Genomic DNA, 22,546 nt, shown 5'->3' on the forward strand with positions numbered 1-22,546 from the left:
AAGCATGAATCAAATGAATCAAGCGCCGCTGCATCGTCCGGACAATACCGGGCAGACGCGCACGGCGGCCCGTTCGATGTTCGATCCCGCGCTCGTGAAGCCCGCGATCGTCGATTCGTTCGTCAAGCTCGCGCCGCGCACGCAGTTGCGAAACCCCGTGATGTTCTGCGTGTACGTCGGCAGCATTCTCACGACCGTGCTCTGGATCGCCGCGCTCGCGGGCCAGGCCGAAGCGCCCGCGGGCTTCATCCTCGCGATCGCGTTATGGCTGTGGTTCACGGTGCTCTTCGCCAACTTCGCGGAAGCGCTGGCGGAAGGGCGTTCGAAGGCGCAGGCGGCGTCGTTGCGCAACGCCAAGCACAACGTGGTCGCCAAAAAGCTCAACGAGCCGCATCCGAAGTCGCCGATCCGCATCGTCGCATCGACGGATCTGCGGCGCGGCGATGTCGTGCTCGTCGAAGCCGGCGACGCGATTCCCGCCGATGGCGAAGTGATCGAAGGCGTGGCATCGGTCGATGAATCCGCGATCACGGGTGAATCCGCGCCCGTGATCCGCGAGTCGGGCGGCGACTTCTCGTCGGTGACGGGCGGCACGCGCGTGCTGTCGGACTGGATCGTCGTGCGAGTGAGCGTGAATCCGGGCGAGGCGTTTCTCGACCGCATGATCGCCATGGTCGAAGGCGCGAAGCGTCAGAAGACGCCGAACGAAATCGCGCTCACCATCTTGCTCGTCGCGCTCACGCTCGTCTTGCTGTTCGCCACCGCGAGCCTCTTGCCGTTCTCCATGTTCGCCGTCGATGCCGCGAAGGCGGGCCACGTAGTGAGCATCACCGCGCTCGTGGCCTTGCTCGTCTGCCTGATCCCGACGACCATCGGCGGCCTGCTGTCCGCCATCGGCGTGGCGGGGATGAGCCGCATGATGCAGGCGAACGTCATCGCGACCTCGGGCCGCGCGGTCGAAGCCGCCGGCGATGTCGACGTGCTCCTGCTCGACAAGACCGGCACGATCACGCTCGGCAACCGGCAGGCGTCGTCGTTCGCGCCCGCGCCGCGGATCGATGAACGCGAACTCGCCGATGCCGCGCAACTCGCCTCGCTCGCCGACGAAACGCCGGAAGGACGCAGCATCGTGGTGCTGGCCAAGCAACGCTTCAACATCCGCGAACGCGACATGGCCACCTTGCACGCGACGTTTCTGGCGTTCTCCGCGCAGACGCGCATGAGCGGGGTGGATCTTCCCGACCGCGAGATTCGCAAGGGCGCGGCGCTCGCGGTGAAGAAGTACATCGAGGAACACGGCGGGCGTTTTCCGCAGGAAGTGCAGAGCGCCGTGGATGAAATCGCGCGACGCGGCAGCACGCCGCTCGTCGTCGCGGAACGCATGCTCGAAGGCGGCGCGCGCGCGCTCGGCGTGATCGAGCTGAAGGACATCGTGAAGGGCGGTATACGCGAGCGCTTTGCCGAACTACGCAAGATGGGCATCAAGACCGTGATGGTGACGGGCGACAACCGCCTGACCGCCGCCGCGATTGCCGCCGAAGCGGGCGTCGACGATTATCTCGCTGAAGCCACGCCGGAGACGAAGCTCGCGACCATCCGCGCGCATCAGGCCGAAGGGCGGCTCGTGGCGATGACCGGCGACGGCACCAACGACGCGCCCGCGCTCGCCCAGGCCGATGTCGCCGTCGCGATGAACACCGGCACGCAGGCCGCGAAGGAAGCGGGCAACATGGTCGATCTCGATTCGAATCCGACCAAGCTGATCGAGATCGTCGAGATCGGCAAGCAGATGCTGATGACGCGTGGTTCGCTCACCACGTTTTCCATCGCCAACGACGTGGCCAAGTATTTCGCGATCATCCCGGCCGCGTTCGCGACGACGTATCCGCAATTGCGCGTGCTCGACGTGATGCATCTCGCGTCGCCGTCGTCGGCGATTCTCTCGGCGGTGATCTTCAACGCGCTGATCATCGTGTTTCTGATTCCGCTCGCGTTGAAGGGTGTGAAGTATCGCGCGCTCGGCGCAGCTTCGCTCTTGCGGCGTAATTTGCTGATCTACGGGCTGGGCGGCATCGTGTTGCCGTTTCCGGTCATCAAGCTGATCGACATGACCATCAGCGCACTCGGCTGGCAATAATGGAGATGAACATGAAGAACCTCTTGCGTCCCGCGATCGTGCTGCTGCTCGCGCTGACTGTCGTGACCGGCTTGCTTTATCCGGCCATCGTGACGGCGCTCGGACAGGCCGCGTTCTCGCATCGGGCAAACGGCAGCATCATCGAGCGAGATGGGAAGGCGGTCGGTTCGGAACTGATCGGCCAGCAATTCGATGCCCCGCGCTACTTCTGGGGCCGTCTCTCGGCGACCACGCCGAACCCGTATAACGCGAGCGCGTCGAGCGGCTCGAACCTCGGTCCGACGAACCCCGCGCTCGCCGATGAAATCAAGTCGCGGATCACCGCGCTCGACGATCCGGCGTCCGCGCCTGTCGACCTCGTGACGTCGTCGGGCAGCGGGCTCGATCCCGAGATCAGTCCGGCAGCGGCGGCGTATCAGGTCGAACGCGTGGCGAAGGCGCGCGGCCTGCCGCGCGCACGGGTCGAAACGCTCGTCGCGCAGGCAACGTCCGGTAGACAGTTCGGTCTCTTTGGAGAGCCGCGAGTGAATGTGCTTAAATTGAATCTCGCGCTCGACGATGTTCGATGATCGATCACGCTTGAAGCAATCCGCCGCCCACGATGACCCGTCCCACTCCCGATGAACTCCTCGACAAACTGCAACGTGAGGAAGCGCAGCGTCAGCGCGGCCGGCTGAAGATTTTTTTCGGAGCATCGGCGGGTGTGGGCAAGACGTTCGCCATGTTGCAGGCCGCGCGGCGTTTGCGCGAAGAGGGTGTCGACGTGGTCGCGGGCGTCGTCGAAACGCATGGGCGGAAAGAGACGCTTGCGCTGCTCGAAGGAGTCGACGTTCTGCCGCCTGCGCGCATCGAGTATCGCGGGCGGCTTCTCGCCGAATTCGATCTCGACGCCGCGCTCGCCCGCAAGCCGCAACTGATCCTCGTCGACGAACTCGCGCACGCGAACGTGCAAGGTTCGCGGCATCTGAAGCGCTGGCAGGACGTGCAGGAACTGCTCGATGCGGGCATCGACGTATACACCACGGTCAATGTCCAGCACCTCGAAAGTCTCAACGATATCGTCGGGCGTATCACCGGCATTCGCGTATGGGAGACGGTGCCCGACCGCGTGTTCGATCGCGCCGACGAAGTCACGCTCGTCGACCTGCCGCCCGAAGAGTTGCTCGACCGTCTGCGCGACGGCAAGGTCTATCTGCCGCAACAGGCCGAGCATGCGGTGCGCAACTTCTTTCGCAAGGGCAATCTCATCGCGCTGCGCGAACTGGCGTTGCGGCGCACCGCCGATCGCGTGGATGCGCAGATGCGCGAGTATCGTGCCGATCAGTCCATCGAGCGTATCTGGCGCGCGCGCGAACGGCTGATCGCGTGCATCGGTCCGGGCCCGGAAAGCGCGGCGCTGGTGCGTGCGGCGGCGCGGCTCGCGAGTGCGCTGAAGGCGGACTGGCTCGCGGTGTACGTGGAGACGCCGCGCCTGCAACGCCTTCCCGATGACAAGCGTCAACGCACCTTCGACGCCCTCAAGCTCGCCGCCGAACTCGGCGCGGAAACCGTCACGCTGGATGGCGCCGATGCGGCGGCCACGCTCATCGCTTATGCGCGCATGCGCAACGTGTCGAAGCTCGTGGCGGGTGCGTCCTTGCCCGGCGGATGGCGCCGCCTCTTCGATACGCCGATGACCGAGCGCATCGTGCGGCAGGCGGCGGATATCGACGTGACGCTCGTGTCCACCGGTCCACGCGACGAACCGCGCACGAACTACGCAATGTCGTTCACCGCGCATTCGCCGCCGCATGCGTACCTTCTTGCGCTCGTCATCGGTGCGGCCATTACGGTCGTCGCGAACTTCCTGGAAGCGCGCCATTTCGCGATCACCAATCTCGTGATGCTGTATCTGCTGGGCGTGATCTTCGCGGCGGTACGGCTCGGACGCGGGCCGGGCGTCATGCTCTCGTTTCTCTCCGTCGCCGCGTTCGATTACTTCTTCGTGCCGCCGACGCTGTCGTTCTCCGTAACGGACACGCAGTATTTGCTGACCTTCATCGTGATGCTGCTGACTTCGCTCACTATCAGCCATCTCACGTCGAGTTTGCGGCGCGAGGCGCGCATTGCATCGCAACGGGAACGGCGCACGAGCGCCATGTACGCGATGACCAAGGAGCTTGCGGCCGCGTTGATGACCGAGCAGATCATCGAGATCGGCACGCGCCATGTCGCGGAGATTTTCCAGGCGAAGGTCGCGATTCTGCTGCCCGATGCCGCCGAACAAGTGCGCCAGAAAGTGGGCGAGCCGAATCCCGACACGGCGCTTGATGCCGCGCGTCTGGATATCGATATCGCGCAATGGGTCTACGATCAGCAAAAGCCCGCGGGACATGGCGCGGAAACGCTGCCAGCCGCTGCGGCGCTCTACTTGCCGCTCAAGGCGCCGATGCGCACGCGCGGCGTGCTCGCGCTCGTCACGGGACGCGAGGCCGAATTCGCCGTGCCCGAGCAGCGGCGCATGATCGAAACCTTCGCGGCGCAAATCGCGCTGGCGCTGGAGCGCGTGCATTACGTGGAGATCGCGCAGGACGCGCTCGTCAACATGGAATCGGAGCGCATGCGCAATGCCTTGCTGGCCGCGATATCGCACGATCTGCGCACGCCGCTGACATCGATCGTCGGCTTTGCGTCGTTGCTGGAGGGCGGGGCGTCGGAAGCGTCGTCGCGCGAGCTGATTCATGCGATCCACGAGGAAGCGTTGCGCATGAGCGGGCTCGTGACGAATCTGCTCGACATGGCGCGTTTGCAGGCGGGCGCGGTGCGGCTCAACCGTCAATGGTCGATGCTCGAGGAGACCGTCGGCGCGGCACTCAACGTCATGCGCCGGACGCTCGCCGGCCGTCCGGTGCAGGTGCGCGTTCCCGCCGATCTGCCGCTTCTCATGCTCGATGCCGTGCTGATGGAGCGGCTCTTCGCGAACCTTCTCGAGAACGCGGCGAAGTACACGCCTGCGGGTTCCGCCATACGCATAAGCGCGGCGGCCGAGCAGGATGGCGATGGCCGCGTCGTGCGCGTGTGTATCGACGACGACGGTCCGGGCGTGCCTGCCGGTAGCGAAGGGCGCTTGTTCGAAAAGTTCACGCGCGGGGAGAAGGAGTCGGCGAAACCGGGCATCGGGCTTGGGCTTGCGATCTGCCGGGCGATTGTCGAGGCGCATGGCGGGCGCATCGGCGCGGAGAATCGTGCAGATGGCGGCGCGCGGTTCTGGTTCACGTTGCCGGTGGAGGAGGCGATGCCTAGGGACATGCCGCAGGACGAGGAGGCTGAAGCGCCGCAACGGGATGGCGATATGGCGGGTTGAGCGGCGTGATGGCTCGAGCCGGAATCTCGCGTGTCGGGCGCGGTCATTTCGATTAATGATTACCTTGCGACTCCGTAGACGAACCGGACGCGTTCTCACGATATCGGACGCGCAGACGACGAGCGGTGCTGCCCGGCTCAATAGGGTCGTCGCCATTCACGAATGCCATGAATCAGCGGGCACACTTTGGCTTCCTGTAGACCTCGGCCGTCTGGCGGCGTGCCGAAGCCCGCGCCTCCATGCGATCATGCCATTCGCCGCCACGCTCACAAAACGCCATGACCGATCCTCAACCGACGCTCGAAGGACCGCGCGTCCAGCTTCGCCCGCTGCAACGCGATGACGCCCAAGCCTTGCTCGATGCCGCCGCCGACGGCGAGCTCTGGAATCTCGCGGTCACCGTCGTGCCGAACGCCGACACCATCGCCCGCTATATCGATGCCGCGCTCGCCGGTCGCGATGCCGGCACCGTCATGCCATTCGTGATCGTGCGCCGCGACACGGGCAAGGTTGCCGGCAGCACGCGCTTCTGGAAAATCGATCGCGCGAACCGCAAGCAGGAGATCGGTCATACGTGGCTCGCGGCATCGGCGCAACGCACGGGCATCAACACCGAAGCCAAGCTGCTCCTGCTCACGCACGCGTTTGAAACCATGCAGTGCGTGCGCGTGCAGTTCACCACCGACGAACTCAATGCGAAGTCGCGCGCGGCGATACTCGGCATCGGCGCGAAACAGGAAGGAATCGTGCGGCACGAACGCATCATGCCCGATGGCCGCAAGCGCAACTCGGTGCGCTTTTCGATCATCGACGACGAATGGCCCGGCGTCAAAGCGATGCTGCTTGCCAAGCTCGAAGGCCAGGCGTAGCGGGGTCTTCCTCCGCGCGTGCATGAAGGCGACGAAGTGGCGCGTGAGCGCATCGTCGCGTGCGCTTTGCCATGCGAGGCGATGCGCCTTTTCGCTAGTACGCCGCTCTGCCGCGCGAGACCAGCACGCGCTTGTAACGCGCGTCATCCGGCAAGGTCGGCACGTTGTCTTAACGTGGCATCTGTCCTCCAAACGCCGCAACATCGCAACGCACAGCCCACTAGCGCGCTTTGCGCGTCATCCAAACAAGCCCGCACGGCTTTTCTGTCCCGCTACAATCGGACGAACAGCCTTACAGCGGAGGGTTCTAACATGGATCTCATCATTCGCCGCGCGGCGCTCGTGCGCGGTCGCGAATTGGTCGACATCGGCATGGAAGCGGGGCGCATCGTCGCCATCGAGCCGCATTTGAGCGCCACCGCGCGCGAGGAAATCGACGCCGACGGTTCGCTCGTCACCGCGCCTTTCGTCGATGCCCACTTCCACATGGACGCGACGCTCTCTTACGGCTTGCCGCGCGTGAACGCGTCCGGCACCCTGCTGGAAGGCATCGCGCTGTGGGGCGAACTCAAGCCCGAACTCACGCAGGAAGCGCTCGTCGAACGCGCGATGCAATATTGCGACTGGGCGGTCGGGCGCGGCTTGCTCGCCATTCGCACGCACGTCGATGTCTGCGATCCGCGTCTGCTCGCGGTCGAAGCCTTGCTCGAAGTCAAGCGGCGCGTGAAGCCGTATCTCGATTTGCAACTCGTCGCGTTTCCGCAAGACGGCGTGCTGCGCAGCGCCGGCGCGTTCGAAAATCTCAAGCGCTCGATTGCGCTCGGCGTCGATGTGGTCGGCGGCATCCCGCACTTCGAACGCACCATGGCCGACGGTGCGGCGTCCGTGAAATTGCTGTGCGAATACGCGGCGGAGCAAGGTTTGCGCGTCGACATGCACTGCGACGAATCGGACGATCCCATGTCGCGTCACATCGAAACGCTCGCCGCCGAAACGCACCGGCTCGGTCTGCAAGGCCGCGTGACCGGCTCGCATCTTACGTCCATGCATTCGATGGACAACTACTACGTGAGCAAGCTCATCCCGCTGATTCGCGAGTCGGGCGTCGCGGCGATTGCCAATCCGCTCATCAACATCACGTTGCAGGGCAGATCGGATACGTATCCGAAGCGGCGCGGCATGACGCGCGTGCCCGAGCTGATGGCGGCAGGCGTCGATGTTGCCTTCGGACACGACTGCGTGATGGACCCGTGGTACAGCCTGGGCTCCGGTGACATGCTTGAAGTGGCGCACATGGGATTGCACGTCGCGCAGATGACGAGCCAGGATGGCATGCGCGCCGCGTTCGATGCGGTGACGACGACGCCTGCGCGCATTCTGGGCATCGAAGGTTATGGGCTGGAAGTGGGATGCAACGCGGATTGCGTCGTGCTCGACGCACGCGATCCGATCGAAGCCATTCGCCTGCGCGCGGCGCGCGTGGCCGTGGTGAGACGAGGAAAGGTCGTGAGCCGAAGTCCCGCCGTGCGCGCAACGCTTGCGCTGGAGGGACGGCCGCCAAGCGTCGACTTCAAACTCTGGCGCTAGGCGGACAATAACGCGGATAAAAACGAAGGGGGCCGAAGCCCCCTTTTCGATTTATCCCGCCATGCCGTTATGCCTCAACAGCGCGTCGATGTTCGGCTCGCGTCCGCGAAACGCCTTGAACGAATCCATCGCGGGACGGCTGCCGCCGACTTCGAGAATCTCCCGGCGATACCGCGTTCCCGTCTGTGCATCCAGCACCGAACCGTTCGCGAGCTTCGCGGCTTCCTCGAACGCGGCGTAGGCATCGGCGGAAAGCACTTCGGCCCACTTGTAGCTGTAGTAGCCGGCCGCATAACCGCCCGCGAAGATATGGCTGAACGTGTTCGGCCAGCGCGAAAACGAGGTTTGCGGAATCACGTGGAACTTCTCGTTGATCTCGCGCGCCAGGTCGTTGACGTTCTGCGTGCTGTCCGCCGGATCGTAAGACGTGTGCAGGACGAGATCGAACATGGAGAACACGATCTGCCGCAAGGTGCCGAGACCGCTCTGGAAATTCTTGGCCGCCAGCATCTTGTCGAAGAGTTCGCGCGGCAGCGGTGCGCCCGTTTCGACGTGCGACGACATGTCGGTCAGCACGTCCCACTCCCAACAAAAGTTCTCCATGAATTGCGACGGCAATTCGACCGCATCCCACTCGACGCCGTTAATGCCCGACACGCCCATTTCCTCGATACGCGTCAGCATGTGATGCAGACCGTGGCCGAATTCATGGAACAGCGTGATGACTTCGTCGTGGGTGAAGCACGCAGGCTTGTTGCCGACGGGCGCCGAAAAGTTGCAGGTGAGATAGGCGACCGGCGTCTGCACGCCGCCTTGCGCGCGCTTGTGGCGTGAGCGGGCGTCGTCCATCCATGCGCCGCCGCGCTTGCCTTCGCGCGCGTACAGGTCGAGGTAGAACTGCGCGACGAGCGTGCCGTCCTGGTTTTCCACACGGAAGAAGCGCACGTCCTTGTTCCAGACGGCGGCTTCGTCACGGCGGATCGAGACGTTGAAAAGCGTTTCGGTGACCTTGAACAACCCCTTGAGCACGGCTTCCTGCGGAAAGTACTGCTTCACTTCGTTCTCGGAGAACGAATAGCGCTTCTGACGCAGACGCTCCGCCGCGAACGCGATGTCCCACGGTTGCAGTTCGGGCATGCCGAGTTCGGTGGCGGCGAACGCGCGCAGTTCCATCCAGTCGTTTTCGGCATAGGGACGCGCGCGCTTTGCGAGGTCTTCCAGGAACGCGATCACTTGCGCGGGCGACTCGGCCATCTTCGGTGCAAGCGACACTTCCGCGAAGTTCTGGTAGCCAAGCGTGCGCGCTTCTTCGAGACGCAGCGCCAGGTTCTCCACGATGTTCTGCGTGTTGTCCCACTCGGCCCGGCCCTTGCCGTAGGTCTCGCCGAGTTCCGACGCACGCGTGACATACGCGCGATACATCGCCTCACGCATCGGCCGATGCTCCGAATACTGCAGCACCGGGAAATACGACGGGAAGTGCAGCGTGAACTTCCAGCCTTCCTTGCCTTCGCGCTGGGCGGCTTCGTGTGCCGCTTCGATCACGTCGTCGGGCAGGCCTGCAAGTTCGCTTTGCTGCGTGACGTAATAGGCATACGCGTTGGTCGAATCGAGCACGTGATCCGAAAACGCCTTCGAGAGCGCGGCCTGTTCTTCCTGCAACTGGGCGAAGCGCGGCTTGCGGTCCTCGGAAAGCTCCGCGCCGGACAGACGGAAGTCGCGCAGCGAGTTCTCGAGAATCTTCTTGCGTTCGGGGGAAAGGCTCTCGAAGTCGGGGCCGGCCGCAATCGCCTTGTACTTTTCGTAGAGGGCGAGATTCTGACCGACGCTCGCCGAGAACTCGGTCACGCGCGGCAGATTCGCGGCGTGAGCGGCACGCAGTTCGGGCGTGTCCGCCACCGCGTTCAGATGGCCGACGACACCCCACGCGCGCGACAGCTTTTCCGATTCGAGTTCAACTGCCTCCACGATATCCGTCCAGGTGGCGGGCGTCTCGGGCGCGCTCGCGCGATCGACGGCGCCTTTCGCGGCGGCGAGCAGCACGTCGAGCGCGGGCGTCACATGTTCGGGCTTGATGTCCCCAAAACGCGGCAGGTCGGAAAAATCGAGCAGCGGATTGGCTGCGGCGTTCGTGGTGGCTTGGATGGTATCGCTCATGACTCTCCCTTACTTGCTAATACATGCTGATTCGGGTGCGGGCGCGAGGCGCCCAAACCTTCGTTCGTTTGCTCTATTCGAGCATTATTTAAGGGCGGCGTGGGCAAAATCCAATGGTTTGTTTTTAAGGGGCCGATTAATGGATGAAATTCTTTTCGTGCCAGCTCCGGTCGCTTGACCGCTCAGTCGAGCGCCGCGCGTTCGGCCGCTTCGACGGTGTTGACGAGCAACATGGTGATGGTCATCGGTCCGACGCCGCCCGGCACCGGCGTGATGAAGCCGGCCACTTCCTTCACGTTCGCGAAATCCACGTCGCCGCAGAGCTTGCCGGCATCGTCGCGATTCATGCCGACGTCGATCACCGTCGCGCCCGGCTTTACCATGTCGGCGGTCAGGATATTGCGGCGGCCCGTGGCGGCCACGACGACATCGGCGTTGCGCGTGAAGCTGGCGATATCGCGCGTCTTGCTGTGGCAGATGGTGACGGTTGCGCCCGCTTCGAGGAGCAGGAGCGCCATGGGCTTGCCGACGATATTCGAGCGGCCGATCACCACCGCGTTCGCGCCCTTTAGGTCGATGCCGTGCGCCTCGAACATCTTCATCACGCCATAGGGCGTGCACGGGCGAAAGAGCGGCTTGCCCGTCAGGAGCGCGCCCGCGTTGGCGACGTGGAAGCCGTCGACGTCCTTTTGCGGCGCGATCGCTTCGATCACCTTATGGCTGTCGATATGCGCGGGCAGCGGCAATTGCACGAGAATGCCGTGGATCGCGGGATCGGCGTTCAGCTTGTCGATGTGCGCGAGCAATTCGTTCTCGGCGAGCGTCGCGGGAAAGCGGTCGAACACCGAATGCAGGCCGTTGTCGTGGCACGCCTTGACCTTGTTGCGCACGTAGACCTCGCTTGCCGGATTGTCGCCCACCAGCACGACCGCGAGGCCGGGCTTGTGGCCGCGAGCGGTGAGGGCGGCGGCGCGCCGGGCGACATCGGCGCGAAGAGTCTTGGAGAGGGCGTTGCCGTCGATGAGTTGGGCGGTCATGGCGAATCGGATTCGGATCGAGGATGGGCGAGAGAGATGTCCGGGCGTCGGACTCGCAGCGCCCGGCGCGATGATGCCGCGTTTGTTCGCGGGCATCGCCGGGTGTCTTCGCACCCTGGGGAAGGGCGAAATTATACCGCCGAGGGCTTCGTGGCGTTCTGGGCGGTGCGCGTCGCCGCTCCGAATCGGCGACGCGCGCATCGTTCAGGCCGGCCTTCTCACTGCGCGACCGGCTGCCACGACGAATCCGGATCGAACGACTTGATCGCCGCCGCCGTGCGCGGCGTCGCTGCGCCCAGATTCTTCTCGTACACCTGCCCGTCCTGATTGACGATGAACGACATCACGCCCGTCTGCCCATACTTTGCCGGCCACGCGATCATGGCGAAACCCCGGCTCAGGTTTCCGTCCTGCAGGTAGTTCATCGCGCCGCCTTTCGCATGCGGCCCCTGCGCCGTGAGAATGCGGTAGTGGTAACCGTAGTAGGCATCGGCCGTGTCGGTCTTGTCGGGCATGGTGGCGGCGAGCGGGCCGAGCGGGCTTTCGGGTTCACCGGGCGCGGCGTCCCAGTAAAGGCCGTCGTGCGTGCCGTGCGTGCTCAGAAAGCGCAGCGCGTAGTGGTTCGTGAGCTTCCGAAAGTCGTTTTGAGCATCGACGAAAGCGAGCGCGACCTGGATCACCGAACGCTCGTTGCGGCCAATGCGCCGCGTCAGCACTTCATCGCGCGCGGCGGGCATGTCGAAGCGCCAGCCCTGGGCCGCCTTCACGAGCGGGATCGGCAGCGTCCAGCCGCTGTCGCCCACTTCCACGTGCGCGCTGCGACGGCCGCCGAGCGGCTTGGCATCTTCGACGATGCGATGCCCCTTGGCCCACGAGCCAAGGTACTGATAGATATCCTGCTCGCCGATGCTGTCGGTCGGCACATACTGCGCGTGGTCCTTGCCGAGCACCTTGGAAAGCGCGATTTCGTCGTTGGAGGCGATGGCATCGGTGAGTGCCTCCGCGGCGGCTTCTGGCGACGGATAAACGGCCTGCGCGTGCGCGAGCATGGGCATCGACAACGACATGAAAGCGAGTGCGGCGCAGAAGGCGCGTGAAAGTGCGAGTGCTTGGTTAAACGTCATCTCAGGCTCCTGTAGCGGATGGGGACATGGGGCGCGACACGATCAACGGCGATGAAAACCTCCGCCACCGCCAAGTCCGCCACCGCCGTGAAAACCTCCGCCGCCGAAGCCGCCTTCGCGCTGCACGCCGCCGCCGCCCGCACCAAGACCTGGGCGCTGCACGCCGCCGCCGTTGCCGCCCACGCGATTCTGCTGATTCGCGAACGACTGCCTGCTCGCTTGCCCGCGCTGAGCGTCCTGCCGGGCCGTGTTGCCGTCGCCCGCGCCGCGCAGCGCGTTATCGCGATTCACGCTCTGCGCACGCTGCCGCACGCCGTTGTTGTCGAGCGCGTTCTGACCGCCGCCTTGCCGAATGTTCTGCACGCGCTGACTCGCATTCTGGTTGAGGTTCTGGCCAGTGCGCTGCTGCAGCGTCTGTGCGGCCTGCGCGCGGGCGTCGTTACGGCCGCGATACTGATCGCGGTTGGCCGCGCCGAGATTCTGATTGTTGAAGTTGTTTTGCCGGTTCGCGACGTTGTTCCGGTTGAACTGCGGGTCGTTGCGGTTCCAGTTCACGTTATTGCTGTTCGCGTTCAGGCGATTGTTCACGTTGATGTTGTTGTACCGATTGACGTTCACGTTCACATTGCCGTGGTTCCAGTCGCAATTGCCCCACAACGAATTCGCAACCGCGATGCCCGCGCCGAACGCGAGCCCCGTCGCGAATCCAGTGGCGATCGCATAGCCGGGCGGCGGCGGCACGTACACCGGCGGATACGCGGGATACGGCCACGCGCCGTATACGACCGTCGGGTTGTAGGTCGGCACGTAGACCACTTGCGGATTGGCAGGCTGAATCTGGATAGTCTGCTGCTCGACCACGATCTTCTGCTGCTCCGTGCTCTTGAGATTGCCCGCTGTCTGCGCGGCGCGGCGCAAGCGCTGCACGGAGTCCATCACGTCGCTCGGCTGCGCAATGAACGCGTTGCCAAGTTGCGTCATCCAGTCGGGCTTGGATGCCATCGTCGCGAGCGCCTGCGGGAAAGCAACGAGCGATTGCACGCTCGGGTCCCACGGCTCGGACTGCACGGCCTTGACGGCATCGTCGCCCTTGATGTTCGAGTTGGTCTTCGACCATTGCGCGGCCTCGGTGACCTCTTGCGGGTACGTCGACGCCATCAGCACTTGCGCGAGCAGCGCATCTGGATAAAGCGCGACGGGCGCGGTGAGCGCGTCGAGTTGCTGATTGCCGAGCTTGGGTGCCGTACTGGCCGCGCCTTGAGTCTGCGCAAGCACGGACGAGCAATGCAGCGCGGCGAGCGGCATGGCGGCAAGCGCCGCGGACAACGCGAGCATGCGGGCTTGCCGCGCGGGCCGGGTCAAATGGGTGCGATGAGCGGTCAATTTCAGTTCCTCCGTTGCACGGTATTCGATGCTTCGGGCGCGACCTTGGCGCCCGACAGACGCGCACACGCCGCCGCATGATGCGACATGAGCGCGAGAGATGAGCGTGAACCAGCGGGATAGATTGGCGGTACGAAGACTAAGAGCGAAGCCGATGAAAGGCAATGATGCGAAGCAAGCACCGAGGCAATCACGCTGCTTTTGGCAGCACTCAATTCAAACGTTTGCCCGCGTGCCGAAGCACCGTTTGAAAAGGCGACGAATGCGTTGTCGTGCATGACCTCGTTCCCGTAAGGAGGGTGCGGTCAAGTTACGGGCCGCCCTTGTAATGTGTCAACGTGATCCACGAAATATCACGTTTTGCATGCGCGGACAACGAAGGAATGCCGAGAGAAGGGCGCGTGAATTGGAAGCGCAAATACGCATACGGCCAGCATCGAATGCCGGCCGTATGGATAAAGATTGCCTTTAGGCAGTGAACTACGGTTATTGCTGCTGCGGCTTGTTTGAAAGCGCGAGACGCAGAAGGTCGGCAACGGTATTCACGGACAGCTTCTCCATGATGTTCGCGCGATGCGCTTCCACCGTCTTGATGCTGATGCCGAGATCGTCGGCGATCTGCTTATTCAGCCGCCCGGCGATGATCCGCTCCAGCACCTGATGCTCGCGCGCCGTGAGCTTGCCGAGCCGCTCGGCGGCCGCGCGTTGCTGCTGCACGCTGCTGCTTTCGTTGCGCGCTTTTTCGAGCATGCGCTCGACGAGCTTGCGCAGTTCGGCTTCGTCGAAAGGTTTTTCGATGAAATCCATCGCGCCTTTCTTCATCGTCGAGACGGCCATCGGCACATCGCCGTGACCGGTCACGAAGATGATCGGCAGAAGCGAATTCTCGGCGATCAGCTTTTCCTGCAACTCGAGGCCGGTCATGCCGGCCATGCGCACATCGAGAATCAGGCACGAAATGGCGCCCGAATGCGCGATCGGCAGATAGACGTCGAGGAACGATTCCGCGCTCGAAAAACACTGCACGCGATACCCGTTCGCCTCGAGCAGCCAGCGCAACGAATCACGCACGGCTTCGTCATCGTCCACGACAAAGACGGTTTCCTGAGTGGTGACTGGACTGCTCATAGTTCTCCCGTAACTGTTTGTTGTCTCGTATGTTCGCTTTGCGACCCGGCGTTGCCGCCCGAGTCCGTGCCCGACCCATCCACTTCGCCGATCGGCAGGCTGCAATGGAAAGTCGCGCCGGTCACGTGTCCGTCCGATTCGACATTGTTCACGACCCAAAGGCGGCCGCGATGCGATTCGATGATCGAACGGCAAATGTTCAGCCCCATGCCCATGCCATCGGACTTGGTGCTGTAAAACGGTTCGAAGAGACGCTCGGCGGTGGCTTCATCCACACCCGGGCCCTGATCGACCACGCTGATGCACACCACGCCGCCGTCGAGCCGCTGCACGATCACGCGGATGACGGGATCGACGGCATTCGGTTTTGCATCATGCATTGCTTCGGCTGCGTTTTTCAACAGATTCACGAGCACTTGTTCGATCAGCACGGGATCGACGTAGATCACGGGCATGCGCGAGCGGATTTCCGTGACGATGCGAATCTTGCGTTTGCGCGCCTCGATTTCGGCGAGACCGACTGCATCCGCGACGATATCGGCCACGCGCGTCGCCTGCCGCTTCGGCTCGCTGCGCTTCACGAACTCGCGAATGCGCTTGATGATCATGCCTGCTCGCACCGCCTGCTGCGCGGTTTTTTCGAGCGCGGGCAAGAGCGATTCCTGTGTCATGCGCCCGGATTTCACCAAGGCGACGCAGCCCGAACAATAGTTGTTGATGGCCGCGAGCGGCTGATTCAGCTCATGCGCGAGCGACGACGCCATTTCACCCATCGTCATCAAACGGCTCGTGAACTGCAGCTTCTCTTCCTGCTGATGCGCGAGTTCCTGCGCCTGCTTGCGCTGCGTGATGTCGGTCGCGATCTGCATCTGCGCGAGATGGCCGTCCACCCACTGAATGTACTGGCGGCGCACTTCGAACCACTTCTGGATGCCTTCCACATAGACTTCCTGCGCGTCGGCCGAGCTTTCGGTCAGCGCGGTGGCGGGCAGTCCGGCGTAGGTATCGACCATGTCGATGGTGTCCGACGAACTCAGCTCCGACGAACCCGAAGCGCCATCGAAACCGGCGCCCGCAAGCTGCAAGTGCCCGTCCGGACGAATGCCGAAGAGATGCCGGTAATAGCGGTTCGCGAACAGCAGTTCGGCTTCGTCGGCGGCGAGAACGGAGACGGCGGCATCGAGACTTTCGAGCACCGTGGTGAAGCGTTCGTGGGCGGCGGCGAGCTCTTCGCGCGCGCGCTTGGGTTCGGTGATGTCCGTCATCGACGACATCCAGCCGGTCTGGCGGCCCGAACTGTCGATCAACGGCGACACGTAAAGACGCGCGTGGAAGAACGAACCGTCCTTACGGCGCACGCGCAACTCGAAACCGGAAGAGGGCGCCTTGCCGCGCAGCGTCATGTCGAGTTGGCGCTGCATCTCGGGATAGGCATCGCGCGGCCAGTATGGAAACGGCGCGTTCTTGCCGACGAGATCGCTTTCGTCCCAGCCCGTCATGCGGCAGAACGCGGGATTCACGTGCGTGATGCGGCCGTGCATGTCGAGCACGCGCATGCCGATCAAGACGGAGTTTTCCATCGCGCGGCGGAAGAACGCTTCGGCGTAAAGCGCCTGTTGCGCCTCGAAGCGCTGACGCGTGTGCTTCCAGAGACTCCACAAGCTCCAGAGCACGAAGCACGACAGGCCGGCGACGAGCCACACCAGCGTGTTGTTCGTGAAGTTCGTGAGCTGCGGATACGAATACACGCGCACCGACAACCCCTGGCCGGGCGGATCGAGCGGCAGATCGTAGAACATGTCGCGCGGCAGGCGTGGACGGCTCGATGTCGTCGCGAGTTCGCGATTGTTCAGATCGGTGATGGAGATCTTGTACTTCGCCGACAGCTCGCTCGGAATGTCGTGCTTCAGAATGCCTTCGATGGAAAACACCGCCGCGATGGACCCGAGGAATTCGCGGTCGCGAAACACCGGCGTTTGCAAGGTGATGTAGCCGTTGCCGAGGTCGTCGTAGAGTAAGGGCGAATAAACCTGGCGACGCGTCGTGCGCGCTTCCTCGAAGGCGGCCTGCACCGCTTCGTCCATCTGCGTGTCGTTGGGTTTGGCGAGCCGCGACCCGAGTACCGGCAGCGGCGTATTAGGCCAGCGCGGTTTGTGCTGGCTCGTGTACCAGTTCATGTAGAGGATCTCGGGATGCCCCTGCATGATGTCGGTGGAAGACGTCTGGAATGTCTGAGGGTCGCCATGACCGCTTGCGATGTCTCGCGATAACGCCTGGATCTGCTCTTGCGCACCCGTCATCGAAAGACGAATCTGTTGCTGGGCCCAGGCGACGTTCCGATATAGCGTGTCTTCCTGCTGCTGCTGCTCGCGGCGGTTGAGACTCCAGAGAATCAGGCTCATGACGACCAGAAAAACGAGGATCGAGATGAGCGGCGTGAGTAAATAGGAGTTCGACCACCACGGTCCGTGGTGCCAACGGGTGGGCGACGAGTCGGTCGGCTTGCGCGCGACCCGCGCCGAGCGTGCGAGAAGCCGATCGGTCAACATGGAAGCGATTGTAACGCAGCGTCTGATTGTTAATTAGCGTAAAAAGGTGCTAGAGACGGCTCAATTGCGGGAAAAGGAGGAGAAAAGTCTGATTAAAAAAGCCTTATCGGACGGTGCATTGCAGCAATTTTCCGCATTATGAGATCATCTCTCATGATTCGAAAAATTCCTTGCTACAAAGTCTGGACCCTATTTAGAATTGCCGGCACGCGGCCAGTGCCCGGTTTTCGGCGGGCGACTGTCGGCGGTTCTTAGAGCGATCCTCACATCAGGAGACGAGCATGTCCGCTGTACCCGACGAAGTTCTCAAATATGTCGCCAATGCCAAAGACGACGATCCTCAGGAAACCGCCGAGTGGCTCGACGCACTCGACGGCGTCATTTCGGCAGTCGGTCCTGATCGCGCGCACTACCTGATCGAAAAGCAGATCGAATTCGCCCGTGTGCATGGCGAGCATCTGCCGTTTTCGGCGAATACGCCCTATATCAATACGATTCCCGTCGCCGGCCAGGCCAAGATCCCGGGCGACCAGGACATCGAGCACCGCATTCGTTCGTACACGCGCTGGAACGCCATCGCCATGGTGTTGCGCGCGGGCAAGGACACCAATGTCGGCGGTCACATCGCTTCGTTTGCTTCGGCGGCGACGCTCTACGACGTCGGCTTCAATCACTTCTGGCACGCACCGTCGAAGGAACATGGCGGCGATCTCGTGTTCGTGCAGGGTCACTCGTCGCCGGGCGTCTACTCGCGCGCGTTCCTGCTCGGCCGTCTGACCGAGGCGCAGCTCAACAACTTCCGTCAGGAAGTGGGCGGCGAGGGAATCTCCTCGTATCCGCATCCGTGGCTGATGCCGGATTTCTGGCAATTCCCGACGGTGTCCATGGGCCTCGGCCCGATCATGGCCATCTATCAGGCGCGTTTCATGAAGTACATGGAAGCGCGCGGTATCGTGAAGACGCAGGGCCGCAAAGTCTGGGCGTTCCTCGGCGACGGCGAAACGGATGAGCCGGAATCGCTCGGCGCAATCGGCATGGCCGGGCGCGAGCGTCTGGACAACCTCGTGTTCGTCATCAACTGCAACTTGCAGCGTCTGGACGGTCCGGTGCGCGGCAACGGCAAGATCATCCAGGAACTCGAAAGCGAATTCCGTGGCGCTGGCTGGAACGTCGTCAAGGTGATCTGGGGCAGCCGCTGGGACGCGCTCTTCGCACGCGACAAGACCGGCGCGCTCATGCGCCGCATGATGGAAGTGGTCGACGGCGAGTACCAGACCTACAAGTCGGAATCGGGCGCGTTCGTGCGCGAACACTTCTTCAACACGCCGGAACTGAAGGCGCTGGTGGCCGACTGGTCCGATGAAGACATCTGGAACCTGAACCGCGGCGGCCACGATCCGCACAAGATCTACGCGGCTTACGATCAGGCGCAGAAGTCGAAGGGCTCGCCTACCGTGATCCTCGCCAAGACCATCAAGGGTTATGGCATGGGCGAACACGGCCAGGCCATGAACATCACGCACCAGCAGAAAAAGCTGCCGATCGACACGCTGAAGAAATTCCGCGACCAGTTCCGTCTGCCGTTGACCGACGAACAGATCGCCGACGTGCCGTATCTCACCTTCGAGGAAGGCTCGAAGGAACTGGAATACATGCGCGCCCGCCGTCAGGAACTGGGTGGCTATCTGCCGTCGCGCCGCGAGAAGGCGGAGTCGCTGCCGGTGCCGGAACTGTCGGCATTCGAGCCGCTGCTCAAGGGCACGGGCGAAGGCCGCGAAATCTCCACGACGATGGCGTTCGTGCGGGTGCTCAACATCCTCTTGAAGGACAAGGCCATCGGCAAGCGTATCGTGCCGATCGTGCCGGACGAGTCGCGTACTTTCGGCATGGAAGGCCTCTTCCGCCAGATCGGCATCTGGAATCAGGACGGCCAGAAGTACATTCCCGAAGACTCCGACCAGCTGATGTTCTACAAGGAATCGGAAACCGGGCAGATTCTGCAGGAAGGCATCAACGAAGCCGGTGGCATGTGTGACTGGATCGCGGCCGCGACGTCGTATTCGACGCACGGCGAGATCATGATCCCGTTCTACATCTTCTACTCGATGTTCGGCTTCCAGCGCATCGGCGACCTGGCCTGGGCGGCGGGCGACATGCGTTCGCGCGGCTTCTTGCTGGGCGGCACCGCTGGGCGCACGACGCTCAACGGCGAAGGCCTGCAGCACGAAGACGGCCACTCGCTTCTGTGGGCAGCATCGATCCCGAACTGTGTGAGCTACGACCCGACCTTCGGTTACGAACTCGCGGTCATCATGCAGGACGGCCTGCGCCGCATGGTCGCCGACCAGGAAGATGTGTATTACTACATCACCGTGATGAACGAGAATTACGAGCATCCGGCGATTCCGCAAGGTGAATCGGTTGCCGCGGACATCATCAAGGGCATGTACGCGTTCAGGAAGGCCGAAGGCGCGGCAAAGGGTCCGCGCGTCCAGTTGATGGGCGCGGGCACGATCTTCAACGAAGTGATCGCCGCCGCCGACTTGCTCAAGAACGACTGGGGCGTGGCCGCCGACCTGTGGAGCGTGCCGAGCTTCACGGAACTGGCTCGCGAAGGCCAGGCAATCGACCGCTGGAACCTGCTGCATCCGGCCGACGAAAAGCAAGTGCCGCATGTCACCAAGCTGCTCAAGGGCGCGCAAGGTCCGGTGATCGCGTCGACGGATTACATCCGCGCGCTCGTCGACCAGATTCGCGCCTATGTCCCGAACAAGTTCGTGGTGCTCGGCACCGACGGCTACGGCCGCTCGGACACGCGCGAAGCACTGCGCCACTTCTTCGAAGTCGACCGCTACTGGGTCACGCTGGCCGCGCTCAACGCGCTCGCCGACGAAGGCACGATCGAGCGCAAGGTCGTCGCTGAGGCGATCAAGAAGTACAACCTCGACCCGGCTAAACCCAACCCGATGACCGTCTAAAGGCATCGCCCCCGTGCGTTGTGATGCGGCGCGCTCCCGAAGCGGGGGCGCGCCGCATGCAACACAGGAGACACTAATAATGAGTCAAGCGATCGAAGTCAAAGTGCCGGACATCGGCGATTTCAAGGACATTCCCGTGATCGAGGTTCTGGTCAAGGTGGGCGATGTCGTTGAACAGGAACAGTCCCTCGTCACGCTGGAATCCGACAAGGCCACCATGGATGTACCGAGCTCCTCCGCGGGCACGGTCAAGGAAGTAAAAGTCAAAGTGGGCGATAACGTGTCGGAAGGCACGTTGATCGTCGTATTGGAAAGCGGCGCTTCCGCGCCCGCCAAAACCGACGCGCCCGCCAAGCAGGAAGCGCCGGCCGGCACGACCACGCAGTCGCAACCCGCGCAAGCCGCTCAGGCTTCGAGCGGCGGCGGATCGGTGGAAGTGAAGGTGCCGGATATCGGCGACTTCACGGATATCCCGGTCATCGAAATCGGCGTGAAGGTTGGCGACAAGGTGGAGAAGGAACAGTCGCTCGTCACGCTCGAATCCGACAAGGCGACCATGGATGTGCCTTCGCCTGCCGCTGGCACCGTCAAAGAATTGAAGGTCAAGCTCGGCGATACGGTGTCAGAAGGCACGCTGATTCTGATTCTCGAAGGCGGCGAAAGCAGCCCGGCCGCTTCCGCGCCCAAGCAGGAGGCGCCGAAGCAGGAAGCGCCGAAGCCGGTCGAAGCGCCGCCCGATGCGCCCGCCAAACCCGCGCCCGCGCCCGCCCAGCCGTCCGCGCTCGCGCAGGCGCCCGCTATTCCCGCAGGCGATGGCACACGCACGTCGAGCCACGCGTCGCCTTCGGTGCGCAAGTTCGCGCGCGAACTCGGCGTCGATGTCACGCGTGTGCGCGGTTCCGGTCCGAAAGGCCGCATCACGCAAGGCGACATCACCGCGTTCGTGAAGGGCGTCATGTCGGGTCAGGGCGCAGCGCCCGCCGCGGTCGCCGCGCCGGCTGGCGGCGGTGGCGACCTCAACTTGCTGCCGTGGCCGAAGATCGACTTCACGAAGTTCGGTCCTGTCGATCCAAAGCCGCTGTCGCGCATCAAGAAGATCTCGGGTGCGAACCTGCATCGCAACTGGGTGATGATCCCGCACGTCACGAACAACGACGAAGCGGACATCACCGAGCTCGAAGCGCTGCGCGTGAAGCTGAACAAGGAAAACGAGAAGTCGGGCATCAAGATCACGATGCTGGCTTTCGTCATCAAGGCAGTGGTTTCCGCGCTGAAGAAATTCCCGACCTTCAACGCGAGTCTCGATGGCGACAACCTCGTCTTCAAGAAGTATTTCCACGTTGGCTTCGCAGCCGATACACCGAACGGCCTCGTCGTCCCGGTGATCCGCGACGCCGACAAGAAGGGCTTGATGGATATCGCGAAGGAGATGACGGATCTCTCGAAGCTCGCGCGCGAAGGCAAGCTGAAGCCGGACCAGATGCAAGGCGGCTGCTTCTCGATTTCTTCGCTGGGCGGCATCGGTGGCACGAACTTCACGCCGATCATCAACGCGCCGGAGGTGGCCATCCTGGGTCTGTCGCGTGGCGCGATGAAGCCGGTGTGGGACGGCAAGCAGTTCGTGCCGCGCCTCACGTTGCCGCTGTCGCTGTCGTATGACCACCGCGTCGTCGACGGTGCGGAGGCGGCGCGCTTCAACGCCTATCTCGCGGGCATTCTGGCGGACTTCCGCCGGGTGATTCTCTAAAAAAGTGGCGCGTGTCTTCCTCGCTCGATTGTGCGGGCAAGACACGTGAGACGCTGGGACCGGCGCGTGCTTCGGTGCGCGCGCCTGCTCCAACCGCTCTTCTTCGCCATCATCTTGCATGGGACCCGGGTCAGGCGCTTCAGGCACCGGCTCTGGTCGACATAGGGGACAAATATGAGTCTCGTCGAACTAAAAGTACCCGACATCGGCGACTTCTCCGATGTCGATGTCATCGAAGTCAATATCAAGCCCGGCGACGCCATCGAAAAGGAACAGGGCGTCATCACGCTCGAAACCGATAAGGCCACCATGGAAGTGCCCGCCGACCAGGCAGGCACGATCAAGGAAGTGAAGGTCAAACAGGGCGACAAAGTCTCGCAAGGCTCGGTCATCGCGATGATCGAAACCGAAGGCGCGAGCGCCGCTGCGGAACCGAAGGCCGAAGCGCCGAAGGAAGCGTCGTCCGCAAAGCCGGCTGCACCCGCGCCCGCGGCGTCGGGCGGCGGC

At 63.2% G+C, this 22,546-nt stretch carries 13 protein-coding genes and 1 pseudogene; 8 read left to right on the forward strand and 6 right to left on the reverse strand.

The genetic code is table 11. The features are described from left to right. The first annotated feature begins 4 nt into the window (after positions 1–4). The 5 genes from kdpB (at position 5) to P9250_RS23665 (ending at position 7,936) form a co-directional block, all read left to right on the forward strand. The gene (gene kdpB, locus P9250_RS23645; protein ID WP_284509323.1) at positions 5–2,137 is read left to right on the forward strand and encodes a potassium-transporting ATPase subunit KdpB; all 2,133 of its coding nucleotides are present in this window, start codon (positions 5–7) and stop codon (positions 2,135–2,137) included. 11 nt (positions 2,138–2,148) lie between these two features. Continuing rightward, entirely contained in the window at positions 2,149–2,706 is a 558-nt protein-coding gene (gene kdpC, locus P9250_RS23650) for a potassium-transporting ATPase subunit KdpC (protein ID WP_250492141.1), read from the forward strand. Positions 2,707–2,738: 32 nt separating this feature from the next. Next, positions 2,739–5,480 carry a sensor histidine kinase KdpD gene (locus P9250_RS23655; protein ID WP_250492142.1) on the forward strand — a complete coding sequence of 914 codons (2,742 nt, stop codon included), beginning with the start codon at positions 2,739–2,741 and terminating at the stop codon, positions 5,478–5,480. 278 nt (positions 5,481–5,758) lie between these two features. Further along, a complete protein-coding gene (locus P9250_RS23660) occupies positions 5,759–6,349 on the forward strand; it encodes a GNAT family protein (protein WP_310395495.1) in 591 nt (196 codons plus the stop codon). Positions 6,350–6,661: 312 nt separating this feature from the next. Further along, positions 6,662–7,936 (forward strand): amidohydrolase family protein, encoded by a 1,275-nt coding sequence (locus tag P9250_RS23665; RefSeq protein ID WP_244827594.1) that lies wholly within the window; start codon positions 6,662–6,664, stop codon positions 7,934–7,936. Between the two features lie 51 nt (positions 7,937–7,987). On the opposite strand, the gene P9250_RS23670 is transcribed toward P9250_RS23665, so the two are convergent. The 6 genes from P9250_RS23670 to fixL all read right to left on the reverse strand — a co-directional run bounded on the left by P9250_RS23670 (position 7,988) and on the right by fixL (position 17,314). Continuing rightward, a complete protein-coding gene (locus P9250_RS23670; RefSeq protein ID WP_250508850.1) occupies positions 7,988–10,093 on the reverse strand; it encodes a M3 family metallopeptidase in 2,106 nt (701 codons plus the stop codon). A gap of 182 nt (positions 10,094–10,275) precedes the next feature. Next, positions 10,276–11,130, reverse strand: a complete 855-nt coding sequence (folD, locus tag P9250_RS23675; RefSeq protein WP_244827596.1) for a bifunctional methylenetetrahydrofolate dehydrogenase/methenyltetrahydrofolate cyclohydrolase FolD — start codon at positions 11,128–11,130, stop codon at positions 10,276–10,278. A gap of 218 nt (positions 11,131–11,348) precedes the next feature. Then, positions 11,349–12,254 carry a DUF2950 domain-containing protein gene (locus tag P9250_RS23680; RefSeq protein ID WP_409014930.1) on the reverse strand — a complete coding sequence of 302 codons (906 nt, stop codon included), beginning with the start codon at positions 12,252–12,254 and terminating at the stop codon, positions 11,349–11,351. 42 nt (positions 12,255–12,296) lie between these two features. Further along, positions 12,297–13,589, reverse strand: coding sequence for a DUF3300 domain-containing protein (locus P9250_RS23685; protein ID WP_310395498.1), 1,293 nt, complete (start codon positions 13,587–13,589; stop codon positions 12,297–12,299). A 534-nt stretch (positions 13,590–14,123) separates the two neighbouring features. Then, positions 14,124–14,765, reverse strand: a complete 642-nt coding sequence (fixJ, locus tag P9250_RS23690; protein WP_244827597.1) for an oxygen response regulator transcription factor FixJ — start codon at positions 14,763–14,765, stop codon at positions 14,124–14,126. Further along, positions 14,762–17,314: an oxygen sensor histidine kinase FixL gene (gene fixL / locus P9250_RS23695; protein ID WP_244827598.1), complete on the reverse strand. Its 2,553-nt coding sequence runs from the start codon at positions 17,312–17,314 to the stop codon at positions 14,762–14,764. Before fixL ends, fixJ begins: the two co-directional genes overlap by 4 nt. A gap of 281 nt (positions 17,315–17,595) precedes the next feature. Here fixL and aceE point away from each other — a divergent pair, with 281 nt between their 5' ends. From aceE to P9250_RS23710, 3 genes and pseudogenes are all read left to right on the forward strand, one after another. Beyond that, entirely contained in the window at positions 17,596–20,292 is a 2,697-nt protein-coding gene (aceE, locus tag P9250_RS23700; RefSeq protein WP_244827599.1) for a pyruvate dehydrogenase (acetyl-transferring), homodimeric type, read from the forward strand. 79 nt (positions 20,293–20,371) lie between these two features. After that, positions 20,372–22,039, forward strand: a complete 1,668-nt coding sequence (gene aceF, locus P9250_RS23705) for a dihydrolipoyllysine-residue acetyltransferase (RefSeq protein ID WP_250464331.1) — start codon at positions 20,372–20,374, stop codon at positions 22,037–22,039. 174 nt (positions 22,040–22,213) lie between these two features. Then, positions 22,214–22,438: pseudogene (locus P9250_RS23710) on the forward strand (biotin/lipoyl-containing protein); the annotation flags it as partial. Positions 22,439–22,546: the final 108 nt, after the last annotated feature.

The organism is Caballeronia sp. LP006, from assembly GCF_031450995.1.
In the GTDB taxonomy this organism is placed as follows: Bacteria; Pseudomonadota; Gammaproteobacteria; order Burkholderiales; family Burkholderiaceae; genus Caballeronia.